10 protein-coding genes are annotated in these 12,358 nt (G+C 68.8%); 5 read left to right on the top strand and 5 right to left on the bottom strand.

All coding sequences use genetic code 11. The features are described 5' to 3' along the window. Positions 1-179: 179 nt before the first annotated feature. Positions 180-791, top strand: coding sequence for an ArsR/SmtB family transcription factor (locus tag ACP4E5_RS18195; RefSeq protein ID WP_425829966.1), 612 nt, complete (start codon positions 180-182; stop codon positions 789-791). After that, entirely contained in the window at positions 788-2,152 is a 1,365-nt protein-coding gene (locus ACP4E5_RS18190; RefSeq protein ID WP_425829964.1) for an MFS transporter, read from the top strand. The genes ACP4E5_RS18195 and ACP4E5_RS18190 overlap by 4 nt, the downstream gene beginning before the upstream one ends. Before the next feature lie 169 nt (positions 2,153-2,321). Here the strand turns inward: ACP4E5_RS18190 and ACP4E5_RS18185 are convergent, their stop codons facing one another. From ACP4E5_RS18185 to ACP4E5_RS18165, 5 genes are all read right to left on the bottom strand, one after another. Further along, positions 2,322-3,356 carry an ABC transporter ATP-binding protein gene (locus tag ACP4E5_RS18185; protein WP_425829962.1) on the bottom strand — a complete coding sequence of 345 codons (1,035 nt, stop codon included), beginning with the start codon at positions 3,354-3,356 and terminating at the stop codon, positions 2,322-2,324. Positions 3,357-3,387: 31 nt separating this feature from the next. After that, entirely contained in the window at positions 3,388-4,425 is a 1,038-nt protein-coding gene (locus ACP4E5_RS18180) for an ABC transporter ATP-binding protein (protein WP_425829960.1), read from the bottom strand. Between the two features lie 11 nt (positions 4,426-4,436). Further along, on the bottom strand, positions 4,437-5,417 hold the full coding sequence (locus ACP4E5_RS18175) for an ABC transporter permease (protein ID WP_425829958.1): 981 nt from the start codon (positions 5,415-5,417) through the stop codon (positions 4,437-4,439). Positions 5,418-5,526: 109 nt separating this feature from the next. After that, positions 5,527-7,314, bottom strand: coding sequence for an ABC transporter substrate-binding protein (locus ACP4E5_RS18170; RefSeq protein WP_425829956.1), 1,788 nt, complete (start codon positions 7,312-7,314; stop codon positions 5,527-5,529). Positions 7,315-7,405: 91 nt separating this feature from the next. Next, positions 7,406-8,437 (bottom strand): ABC transporter permease, encoded by a 1,032-nt coding sequence (locus ACP4E5_RS18165; protein ID WP_425829954.1) that lies wholly within the window; start codon positions 8,435-8,437, stop codon positions 7,406-7,408. A 426-nt stretch (positions 8,438-8,863) separates the two neighbouring features. On the opposite strand from ACP4E5_RS18165, the gene ACP4E5_RS18160 reads away from it, so the two are divergent. From ACP4E5_RS18160 to ACP4E5_RS18150, 3 genes are read left to right on the top strand one after another with little or no spacing between them, the layout of a single operon-like run. Next, positions 8,864-10,480, top strand: coding sequence for a peptide ABC transporter substrate-binding protein (locus tag ACP4E5_RS18160; protein ID WP_425829952.1), 1,617 nt, complete (start codon positions 8,864-8,866; stop codon positions 10,478-10,480). 36 nt (positions 10,481-10,516) lie between these two features. Beyond that, positions 10,517-11,440, top strand: a complete 924-nt coding sequence (locus tag ACP4E5_RS18155; protein ID WP_425829950.1) for an ABC transporter permease — start codon at positions 10,517-10,519, stop codon at positions 11,438-11,440. After that, positions 11,433-12,356, top strand: a complete 924-nt coding sequence (locus tag ACP4E5_RS18150) for an ABC transporter permease (RefSeq protein WP_425829948.1) — start codon at positions 11,433-11,435, stop codon at positions 12,354-12,356. Before ACP4E5_RS18155 ends, ACP4E5_RS18150 begins: the two co-directional genes overlap by 8 nt. The last annotated feature ends 2 nt before the right edge of the window (positions 12,357-12,358 follow it).

Here is a 12,358-nt window from a genome sequence, read left to right as displayed (position 1 = left end):
CTGGCGCCGGGCCTGAATCATCTGGCGTTCCATGTCCGGGACGCCGATGAGGTGGACCGGCTCGTGGAGCGGGCCGCCGGGCGCGGGGGGGGGGGGGGGGGGCGTTCTGTTCGGTGGGTTGCCAAATAGATTCTGCAAAAACTCTTTTGTAGAAACGGGGGGCGGCTTAGGGTCACGTCATGGCCGACGACGACCGCAAGCGCGTACTCGATCCCGAGCAGGACGCGGCAGCGCTGAAGGCGCTGGCTCACCCCCTGCGTATCCAACTGCTCGGGCTGTTGCGCCTGGATGGCCCTGCCACCGCTACCGAGCTCGCGGTCAGGGCGGGGGAGTCGTCGGCCTCCACCAGCTACCACCTGAGGGTCCTCGCGAAGTACGGGTTCGTGGCCGAGGCCGAGCACCGGGACGGGCGCGAGCGGCGCTGGCGCTCCGTGCACGCCGTCACCTCGTGGAGCAACGAGGCCATGCACGCCTCGCCCGGCGCCCGCCACTTCGTCAGTGAGATGCGGGGCCGCCAGGTCGAGCACCTGGGCCGTTCCCTCGCCCGCCACGAGGCGGATCTCGCCGAGGGACGCCTCGGCCCCGAGTGGGTGGAACCCTCCGGCATCAGCGACACCATGTCCCGGCTCACCGCCCGGTCGCTGACCGAGCTGATGGCGACGATCGACGCGAAACTCGACGAGCTGACCCGACGTGATGCCGAGGACCCGGACGCCGAGCAGGTCGTGGTGGTCGTGGCGGGCCTGCCGGTCGCCCCTCGCGCGGCAGAGACCGCCCCGGACGCCCGATGAACCCCCGGATACCCGACCCGCGCTCCGCTCGGCGCCGCTACGCCACCGTCAGCGCCCTGTTCTGGCTCCCGGTCGGCATGTCCATCGCGCCCAAGGTGCTGCTGCTGACCGAGCGTGGCTTCGCGATCGGCGCCATCACCGGCTTCGTCGCCGCGCACTCGCTCACGGCCGCCGCACTCGAACTGCCCACCGGGGGACTCTCCGACGTCCTCGGGCGCCGCCCGATCCTCGTCGCGGCCGGCGTGCTCGACCTGCTCGCCCTCGCCCTGATCGGCCTCGGCGCCACGGCGCTGCCGGTAGCGCTCGGATCCGTACTGCTCGGTGCGGGCCGCGCGCTGTCCACGGGCCCCGCAGAGGCCTGGTACGTCGACACGGTGCAGGCCGTGGAGGGGCCGGGCGCCGACCTGCGTACCGGCCTCGCCCGCGGCTCGGCCGCCTCCTCCGCCGCGCTCGCCGCGGGCACCCTGATCGGTGGCGCTCTGCCGTGGCTCCTCGGCCTCGGCCCCGACCCCGGCGCGTGGCTCGCCGGGGCGACGTCCGGTTACGTGGTGCCGCTGGCCGTGCCGATGCTGCTGGGGGTGATGGTCGAAGTCGGCTTCGTCGCCTACGTGTTGCTCGCGCTGCCCGAGCCGCCGCACGACCCCGCCACCCTCTCCGGCGTGCTCCGCGGTATCCCGGCCACCGTCCGCGACGGACTGCGCCCGGCGGGCCGTGACGCGGTGGTGCGCCGCGTACTGCTCAGCGCGGCCGCGGCGGGCGCCGCCCTCGCCACCCTCGAACTGCTCACGCCGGGCCGGACGGCCGCGCTGACCGGGGCGTCGGAGTCCGGCGCCCTCGTGTTCGCGGGGCTCGCCTGCGCCGGATACGTCTGCTCCGGTGTGGGCAGCCACCTCGCCCCGCTGACGGCACGCCGCGCGGGCGGCGGGGAGCGGGCGGTCCTGGTGGGCCTGGGCGCGGGCGCCCTCGGCCTGCTGCTGCTCGCCGCCACCGCGGCATTCACCGGCCCGGCCGTCACCCTCCTCGCGATCGCGGGGTACGGGCTGGTCTACCTGGGCCTCGGTGCGGCGGGCCCGAACGAGAACGAACTGCTGCACCACCGGGTGGAGCGGGAGGGCCGGGCGACGGCCCTGTCGGTGCAGTCCCTGGCGCTGCAACTGGCGGTCGCGGTGGCGGGGTTGGCGATCGGCGCGTTGCCCGCGGGACCGCTGCCGTGGCTGGTCGGCGGGGCCGCCATGGCGGCGGGGGCGCTGCTGTGGGTACGGCGGACCGGTCAGCGCCCGTCGCCGTCACCCGCCTTCCCGTACCGGCGGAAGCCGACGGTCTCCACGGACCAGGGACCTAAGGGGACCGTGTCACCGTAGACGGACGGCACGAAGGCCCGCACCGAAAGATTCGGCGCGGGCCTTCTCCCCGGAGAACCGGGAGCGTCCATGGCTCGGGTCAATGGGCCGACGTTCCGGTTCCGAAGTACGGAGCCGGGGCGGGAGTTGGGGTGGTGCCACGGCCCCGTACCGGGGGGTCTGGGAGGAACTAGAGCGCCTTGCGGGCCGCCGGGACGGTCGCCGTGGCCGGCTCCTCGGGATGGTGGCAGGCGGTGAGGTGGCCCTCGCGGTTGCCCTCGATGCGGACCAGCGGCGGCGCCTGACTCGCGCAGATCTCCGTCGCCTTCCAGCAGCGGGTGCGGAAGCGGCAGCCGGAGGGCGGGTCGATCGGCGAGGGCACGTCACCGGTGAGGCGGATGCGCTCCACGACCGGGGCGTCGTCGGCGCTCGGCTCCGGGACCGCGGAGAGCAGCGCCTTCGTGTACGGGTGGCGGGGCCCGCCGTACAGGTCCGCGCGGTCCGCGATCTCCACGATGCGGCCGAGGTACATCACGGCCACGCGCTGCGAGAAGTGCCGTACCACGGCCAGGTCGTGGGCGATGAAGACGAAGGCGATGTCCAGCTCGCGCTGCAGTTTCTGGAGGAGGTTGACCACCTGTGCCTGGATCGAGACGTCGAGGGCCGAGACCGGTTCGTCCGCCACGATCAGCTTCGGTTCGAGCGCCAACGCCCGGGCCACACCGATGCGTTGCCGCTGGCCGCCGGAGAACTCGTGCGGGAAGCGGTTGTAGTGCTCGGGGTTGAGGCCGACCGTCTCCAGGAGCTCGCGTACCCGCTTCTCCCGGCCGCCCGCGGGGTCGATGCCGTTGATCTCCATCGGCGCCGAGATGATCGTGCCGACGGTGTGCCGCGGGTTCAGGGACGCGTACGGGTCCTGGAAGATCATCTGGATCTCCGAGCGGACCGGCGCGAGCCGCTTGCGGTCCGCGTGCGTGATGTCCTGGCCTCGGTAGGTGATCTTCCCGGCGGTCGGTTCGAGGAGCCGCGTGATCAGGCGCCCCGTCGTCGACTTGCCGCAGCCCGACTCGCCGACCAGGCCGAGGCTCTCGCCCTGTGCGACCTGGAAGTCGAGGCCGTCCACGGCCTGCACGGCGCCGATGGTGCGGCGGATCGGGAAACCGCCCTTGATGGGGAAGTGCTTGGTGAGGCCGGAGACGTCCAGCAGGGGGGTGGTGTCGCTCATCGTGAATCCCTGAAATCCCTCTGTGTGTCCGTCAGTTGGTCCGGGCAGCGGCGCCGGCCACGGTCAGCTCGGCGAAGAACTCCGCACGCTGCTCCGCCGTGAGGTGACAGGCGGGCGCTCGCTCCCCGGTCGCGTCGAGCCGCGGCTCCTCGGTGACGCAGCGCCCGCCGCCCACCTGCTCGACGAAGGTGCACCGGGGGTGGAAGCGGCAGCCGGTCGGCGGGTTGAGCAGGCTCGGCGGGGTGCCGGGGATGGGCGACAGGGGGACGTCGACCGGCGCGGTCAGGCTCGGCATGGATCCCAACAGGCCCCAGGTGTACGGGTGCTGTGGCTTTCGCAGCACCTCGGCCTTGGTCCCGCGCTCCACGCACCGGCCGCCGTACATCACCAGCACGTCGTCCGCGATGTCGGCGATGACGCCGAGGTCGTGCGTGATGAAGACGATCGACGTACCGAACTCCTGCTGCAGGTCCTTGAGCAGGTCGATGATCTGGGCCTGCACCGTCACGTCGAGCGCCGTCGTCGGCTCGTCCGCGATCAGCAGCGCCGGGTCGCAGACCAGCGCCATCGCGATCATCGCGCGCTGCCGCATGCCGCCGGAGAACTGGTGCGGGTAGTCGTCCACGCGCAGGTCCGGCTGCGGGATGCCGACCTTCGTGAGCATCTCGACCGCGCGGTCCCGCGACTCCTTCTTCGAGGCCCCGGTGTGCTTGCGGTACGTCTCCGCGATCTGCCGGCCGATGGTGTGGTACGGAGACAGGGAGGCCAGCGCGTCCTGGAAGATCATGGCCATCTTGTTGCCGCGCAGCTTCTCCAGCTCCCGCTCGGAGGCGGTGAGGAGCTCCTGCCCGTCGAGGACGATCTCGCCGTCCAGGTGGGCGCGGTCCCGGTCGTGCAGGCCCAGGATCGCCATGTTGGTCACGGACTTGCCGGAGCCGGACTCGCCGACGATGCCGAGCGTGCGGCCGCGTTCGAGGTCGAAGCTGAGCCCGTCGACGGCCTTGACGACGCCGTCCTCCGTGGAGAAGTGGACGTGCAGGTCGTTGACGGCGAGGAAGGGTGCGCTCATGGGTGTTGCTCCTAGGCCAGCCGCACGCGCGGGTCGATGAGGGCGTAGACGGCGTCGACCACGATGTTGAAGACGACGATGGCCGCGGCGGCCACGAGGACGACACCGAGCAGCGTCGGCAGGTCGTTGGTGTTGACCGCTTTCACGGACAGCAGGCCGATGCCCTGCAGGCTGAACGTGGACTCGGTGATGATCGCGCCGCCGAGCAGCAGGCCCAGGTCCATGCCGAAGATGGTGACGATCGGCGCCATCGCCCCGCGCCAGGCGAACCGGAAGAAGACCGTGCGCCGCGAGAGGCCCTTGGCGCGGGCCGTGCGCACATAGTCCTCGGTCAGCTTCTCGACCATCTGGGAGCGGGTCATACGCGTGTAGTTGGCGGTCCAGATCAGCGACAGCACGATCCAGGGCAGCAGCAGCCCCTTGGCCCACGCGGCCGGGTTCTGCGTGAACGGCGTGTACGAGGCACGGTCCATCAGGTGCCACTGGTCGACGAAGTAGTACGTGGCGATGATGCCGACGACGTAGATCTGCACCGAGGAGGCGACGAGCGAGGCGGAGCTGGCGACCTTGTCGAGCGCCTTGCCCTGCTTGGCGGCGGCCAGCATGCCGGTACCGACACCGAAGACCACGAAGACCACGGCGGAGCCGATGGACAGCGAAATGGTCGTTGGGAAGCGGTCGAGGATCGTGCCGAGCACCGGCTCGCGGTTCTGGAACGAGAAGCCGAGGCACGGCGCGGGGCAGTGGCCGAACGAGGAGTAGTCGCGCCCCACGAACACGCCCTGGAGCCAGTGCCAGTACTGCACCGGCACCGGGTCGGCGATCCCCAGGTTCTTCTTCACCAGCGCCAGCGTCTCGGGCGTGCAGACCTTGCCGCAGGCGATGCGGGCGGGGTCGCGCGGGGCGGCGTAGAACAGGACGAACACGAAGGCGCTGATGATCAGCAGGATCACCAGGGCGCCGAAGGCGCGTCGAAGGATGAAGCGGAGCATGGCAGTTGGGTTTCCTGACGGATGCCGACAGGCCTCGGTGCGGCCTGGATGAGGAAGGGCGGCGGGGGTGCCCTGGGGGGCAAAGCACCCCCGCCGGGAGAGGTGCTCGTCAGGCCTTCACAAAGGTCTTGTAGAGCAGCGTGGCGGAGAAGTTCGGGTCGAACATCGCGCCGCCGACCTTGGAGCCGCTGATGTACCAGCGGCGCTGGAAGGTCTCGGGGATGATCGGCGCGAGCTCCTTCATGATCCGCTTGTCCAGTGCGGCCCAGGCCTCTCCGGCCTTCTTCTGGTCGGTGATGGCCTCGTTCTTCTTGATGCCCTCGTCGATCCAGTCGGCCTTGACCTGCGAGACGTTGTTCATGCCGTTGCCGATGGAGGCGCTGTCGAACAGCGGCTGCACCATCGTGAAGGCGGTCGGCCAGTCGGGCGACCAGCCGAACCACATCACGTCGTAGTCGTTGTCGACCTGCTGGACCTGGTCGTAGTACGTCGTGGAGTCGATCGGCTTCATGACGGGCTTGAAGCCGGCCTCCTTCAGGGCGTTCTCGATGACGACCTTGGTCTTGTCGTAGACCGGGTCCTGCTCGTAGGCGTAGACGATCTTCGTGCCGAGCTTGCCGGCCTTCTTCAGCATCTCCTTGGCGCGCTTCGGGTCGCCCGCGGGCTTCTTGAGCTTGCCGTAGAGGTCGTACTTCTCGTACCCGATGATGTCGGGGCTGAGGATGCTGGTCGCGTAGTCGCCGGCCGAGGCGCCGCCGTAGATCTTGCGGATCTGCTCCAGCGGCCAGGCGACGTTGAGGGCCTGGCGCACGGCGACGTCGGTGACGCGCTTGCAGTTGATGGCGTAGTAGTAGCTGCCGGTCAGCAGGCCGTTGAAGGTGCGCTGCTTCAGGTCCGGCGTGCTGAGCACCTTCTGCATGCGCTCGGCCGGGATGCCCTTGTAGATCGACACGGCGTACTGGTCGTGGCCCTGGTCCGCGATGAGGCGGTCCGTGGAGTCGAGGCCCTCGACGCCGAAGGTGAACTCGAAGCCGTCCGGGTAGGCGTTGCGGATCGAGTCCGTCGCCGGGTCCCAGTGCTTGTTGCGCACGATGGTCATCGACTTGTCGGTGATGTGCGCCTTGATCTTGTACGGGCCGCTGGAGACCGGGTTCTTGTCGTACTTCTCCTTGGTGTCCAGCTTCGCCGGCGTCGCGGCGTAGGAGTGCATCGCCAGCGTGAAGTTGAAGTCCGGACGCGCTTCCTTGAGGTGGAAGGTGATCGTCTTCTTCTTCTTGTCCGTGACGATCGCGTCGAGGTGCTTGCCCTTGTACGGGCCCTCGTAGTGGTCACGCCACTTGGCGTCGTCGCCGGTCAGCGCGATCTGCGCGTAGGTGGCGCCCTCGGTGATGAAGGGGGCCCAGGCGCGCTCGAAGCCGTGCCGCACGTCCTCGACGGTCAGCTCGCTGCCGTCGTCCCACTTGAGGCCGTCCTTGAGCGTGAACGTCCACGTCTTGTTGCCGTCGGAGGCGGTGCCCGTGTCGGTGGCGAGGTCGCCGACGAGCTTCTGGTGACCGGCCGCGTCGACCTTGTAGCCCGTCAGGCACCGCGCGTAGAGCAGCGCGACCGTGGAGTTGAACGCGTAGTAGATGCGCTGCGGGTCCAGGTGCGAGAAGTCGTCGGGCGAGTAGCCGTAGATCGTGCCGCCCTTGCGCGCGCCCTTGACCTCGGGCGCCGGGCCCTTGGAGTCCGCGGCGGTGCCGATCTGGACCGTGGCGCCCGTGTACTTGGTGGCGCCGCCATCGGCGCCGCTCTTGCCGCCACCGCCGGCGTTGCCGCTGCTGCATGCCGTCAGGAGCGAGCCCGCGCCGATGGCGACGGACGTACCGATGACGAAGTTTCTCCGCGAAAGGGACATGGCTTCCTGCCCTGGTGCTGGTTGGGGAGTGAGCTTGCCGGTCGGGCCCCGTCGCCCGGACCCGCATGAGGGGGGTCTGAGTGAGGAGGCCTCAGCGCTTGGTCTTCGGGTCCATCGCGTCCCGGACCGAGTCGCCGAGCAGGTTGAACGCGAGGACGAAGATGACCATCGACAGGCCCGGAACGAGCATGAAGGTGATGTCCGCCTGGTAGGTCTTGGCGGCGTTCTGGAGCATCACGCCCCAGTCCGGTGTGGGGTTGGTGAGGCCGACGCCCAGGAAGGCGAGACCGGCCTCGGTCGTGACGTACATGGGGAGCGCGAGCGTCGCCTGGATCAGGATCGGCGTCCACAGGTTGGGCAGGAGCTCCTTGAAGATGATCCGTGCGGGCGAGGCGCCGGTGACCTTCGCCGCCTCCACGAACTCCCGCTCGCGGAGGGCGAACACCTCGCCTCTGAGTAGACGCGCGACCGACGACCAGCCGAAGGCGGTCATCACCAGGATCAGACTGGTGACGGTCAGCCACACCGGGGTGTTGTCCTCCGGCGACACGAAGATCGAGATGACGACCGGCCAGAAGGCGATGAAGAACAGGGTCTGCGGGAAGGCGAGCAGGATGTCGATGACCCAACCGACGAAGTAGTCGGTCTTGCCGCCGAGGTAGCCGGCGCTCACGCCGATGACGATGCCGAGCACGGTGGTCAGGATCGTCGCGATGCCCGCGATGAACAGCGAGTTGCGGATGCCGTACAGCAGGAACGTGAAGATGTCGCGGCCGAGTTGGGGCTCGATACCGAGCCAGAACTGGCTGCTGATCCCGCCGTTTGCCTTGACCGGGTACCCGAAGTCGTTGAGCAGGCCGCCCTGGTTCATTCCGTACGTGGTGTACGGGTCCTTGCCGTAGAGCTTGGCTATCAGGGGGGCCAGGATCGCGATCAGGACGAAGAAGGCGACCACGTAGGCCGACACCACGCCGGTACGGTCCCGCTTGAAGCGCCGCCAGGCGAGCTTGCCGGGGGAGAGGCTCTCGTCGCCACGGGCGGGGGACGGTATCGCGGTCTCTGGTGCGTCGTCGTCCGGCATCACCTCAAGGGAGGCGGTGGCGGGCGGGGTTGGGGTCGTCATGTTGCTCCAGGCCCTGAGGGTCCACATGGGCACGGGGCGACCCGTGCGCTCAGCGGGACCTTTTCAAGGCCCGGATGTACGGTCAACGAATTCTTGAGGTCTTGGACCCGACTTTGAATCCTTGGCCCCTGCTTTGCTCCGAGTAGGCGTGACAGTGGCCCAGGCTTGATGAAGTCGAGGGACGCAAATGGTGCCCTATGGGGGCCACTTGGGGCGACAGGTTCGTTATACGGACGTGTGTGTCTCGCTATACGTACACGCCGGCCCGCTCACGCGGCCCCGGTGAGGTGGTGTCGGCGGCCTGACAATCCTGGCCACCTGGGCCCCGCCCCCACCCTCAGATGGGTGACATAACAGGCGTATCGGCCGCCCCCCAGGTCCAATGGGCGCAAGGCTCGTCCCCGTACCGCCCTCTGGAGGACCCTGATGCGCCTCGGCCTGCGTACCGGCGCCCTGGCCGCCGCCCTGGTGCTGGCCGTGCCATGGCTCGCGTCCTGCGGGGCCACGGCCACCGAGTCGGGGATCGTGCGGGCGAAGTGGGGCGACCCGCAGAACCCGCTGGAACCGGCGAACACCAATGAGGTCAACGGCGGCAAGGTCCTCGACATGATCTTCCGGGGGCTCAAGCTCTACGACCCCGAGACCGCGAAGCCCGAGTACGCCGTCGCCAAGTCGATCACCAGCGACGACGCGCAGAACTTCAAGGTCACGCTGAAGGACGGCTGGAAGTTCGCGGACGGCACGAAGGTCACCTCGCAGTCCTTCGCCGACGCCTGGAACTACGCCGCCTATCTGCCGAACGCACAGATCGGCGCCGACTTCTTCCGCTACATCGACGGGTACGACAAGGTCCACCCCGACAGCGGGAAGCCCACCGCGAAGAAGCTCTCGGGGCTCAAGGTCGTCGACGACACGCACTTCACGGTCAAGCTGAACCAGAAGTTCTCGCTCTTCCCCGACATGCTCGGCTACGCCGCCTTCTCCCCGCTGCCGAAGAAGTTCTTCACCGACCACGACGCCTGGCTGGAGAAGCCCTTCGGCAACGGCCCGTACGCGGTGACGGACTACGAGCGCGGCGGCCGGATGAAGCTCCGCCTCAACGAGCAGTACAACGGCGCCAAGCCCCGCAACAAGGGCGTCGACCTGCTCGTCTACACCGACGACAACACCGCGTACACCGACGTCGTGGCCGGTCAGCTCGACGTGACCGACGCCGTGCCGGCCGAGCAGCTCAGCAACCTCCACAAGGACATCGACAACCGGTACATCAACACCCCCGCCGGCATCATCCAGACGCTGATGTTCCCCATGTACGACAAGAGGTGGGACACCGCCGACGCCCTCAAGGTCCGCCGGGGCATCTCGCTCGCCATCAACCGCGAGCAGATCACCGACAAGATCTTCCAGAAGACCCGCATCCCCGCCCAGGACTGGACGTCCCCCGTGCTCCGCAAGGAGGGCGGCTACAACCCCGACATCTGCGGCGACCGCTGCACGTACGACCCCAAGAAGGCCAAGCAGCTGATCGACGAGGGCGGCGGCTTCCCCGGCGGCAGGCTCGTCCTCAGCTACAACGCCGACACCGGCAACCACAAGCAGTGGATCGACGCCATCTGCAACAGCATCAACCGGGTCATGGGCAACTCGAAGTCCTGCGTCGGCAACCCCGTGGGCACCTTCGCCGACTTCCGTACGCAGATCCAGAGCGGGAAGTTCAGTGGCCCGTTCAGGAGCGGGTGGCAGATGGACTACCCGTTGATCCAGAACTTCCTGCAGCCCGTCTACACCACGGGCGCCCCCAGCAACGACGGCAAGTGGAGCGACAAGGCGTTCGACGCGCTGATCAACAAGGCGAACGCGGACCCCGACCCGGAGAACGCGATCAAGGACTTCCAGAACTCCGAGAAGATCCTCGCCGAGCAGCTCCCCGCCATCCCGCTCTGGTACCAGAACGGCACCGCCGTCTACGGCACCCGCGTGCACGACGTGAAGCTCAACCCCTTCAGCGTGCCGGTCTTCGAGGAGATGACCGTCGATGACTGAGATCCGCGACCGCTCGGGTTACGTGAGGGAGGTGCCGTGGGGCGTTATGTGATCCGACGGCTGCTGCAGATGATCCCGGTGTTCATCGGCACCACGCTGCTGATCTTCCTCATGGTCAACGTCATGGGCGACCCGACCGCGGCGCTCTGCGGCGACAAGGCCTGCGACCCGGCCACCCAGGCGGCGCTGCGCGAGCAGTTCCACCTCGACAAGCCGCTGGTGCAGCAGTACCTGATCTACCTCGGCAACATCTTCCAGGGGGACTTCGGCACCGCCTTCAACGGCGACTCCGTGGCCGACCTGATGCTGCGCGCCTACCCCGTCACCATCAAGCTGACGTTCGTGGCGATCGTCTTCGAGATCGTCATCGGCATCGGCCTCGGCGTCATCACGGGGCTCCGGCGCGGCAAGCCCATCGACACGGGTGTGCTCGTGCTGACGCTCGTCGTGATCTCCGTGCCGACGTTCGTGACCGGGCTCGTCGCCCAGCTCCTGTTCGGCATGCAGTGGGGGATCGTCAAGCCCTCGGTGGCGTACGAGGCGCCGCTCGCCGAACTGATCCTGCCGGGGCTCGTCCTCGCCTCGGTCTCCCTCGCGTACGTGACCCGGCTGACCCGCACCTCCGTCGCCGAGAACGCCCGCTCCGACTACGTTCGCACCGCCGTCGCCAAGGGCCTGCCGCGGCGCCGCATCATCTGGCGGCACCTGCTGCGCAACTCGCTGATCCCGGTGGTCACCTTCATCGGTACGGACATCGGCGCGCTGATGGGCGGCGCCATCGTCACCGAGCGGATCTTCAACATCCGCGGCGTCGGCTACCAGCTCTACCAGGGCATCCTGCACCAGTCCTCGCCGACCGTGGTCGGCTTCGTGACCGTCCTGGTGATCGTCTTCCTGCTCGCCAACCTCATCGTCGACCTGCTCTACGCCGTCCTTGACCCGAGGATCCGCTATGCCTGAGCCCGTCACTCCGGTCACCGTCGAGGCCCAGCTGACGCCGGGCGCGCCCGAGGGCGGCGGCGCCGAGGGGCCCGCACGCTCCCTGTGGTCGGACGCCTGGCGCTCGCTGCGCCGCAATCCGGTCTTCATCGTCTCGGCGCTGATCATCCTGTTCCTGGTGATCGTCGCGATCTGGCCGCAGCTGCTCGCGGGCGGCGACCCCAACGACTGCGACCTCGCGCACGGTCAGGACACCGCCAGCTCCGGGCACCCCTTCGGCTACGACGCGCAAGGCTGCGACGTCTACACGCGCACCGTGTACGGGGCCCGGGCCTCGATCACCGTCGGCGTGTGCGCGACCGCCGGGGTCGCGATCCTCGGCGGGATCCTGGGCGCGCTCGCCGGGTTCTTCGGGCGGTGGGCGGACGCCCTGCTGTCCCGCGTCGCCGACATCTTCTTCGGCATCCCGGTCATCCTCGGCGGCCTCGTCCTGCTGTCGGTCGTGACGTCGACGACGGTGTGGCCGGTGGTCGGCTTCATCGTGCTGCTCGGCTGGCCGCAGATCTCCCGCATCGCGCGCGGCTCCGTCATCACCGTCAAGGAGAACGACTACGTGCACGCCGCGCGCACGCTCGGCGCCTCCAACTCCCGGATCCTGCTGCGGCACATCCTGCCGAACGCCGTCGCCCCGGTGATCGTCGTCGCGACCATCGCGCTCGGCACGTACATCGCCCTGGAGGCGACGCTCTCGTTCCTCGGCGTCGGCCTCAAGCCGCCCGCGGTCTCCTGGGGCATCGACATCTCGAATGCCGCCCCGTACATCCGCAACGCCCCGCACATGCTGCTGTACCCGGCGGGCGCGCTGGCCCTCACGGTGCTCGCGTTCATCATGCTCGGCGACGCGGTGCGCGACGCCCTCGACCCCAAGCTGAGGTAGTC

This window comes from Streptomyces fractus, assembly GCF_049844455.1.
GTDB classification, from domain to species: domain Bacteria; phylum Actinomycetota; class Actinomycetes; order Streptomycetales; family Streptomycetaceae; genus Streptomyces; species Streptomyces fractus.
The sequence above is the reverse complement of the archived record's forward strand: the minus strand, read 5'-3'. Positions and strand labels throughout refer to the sequence as shown.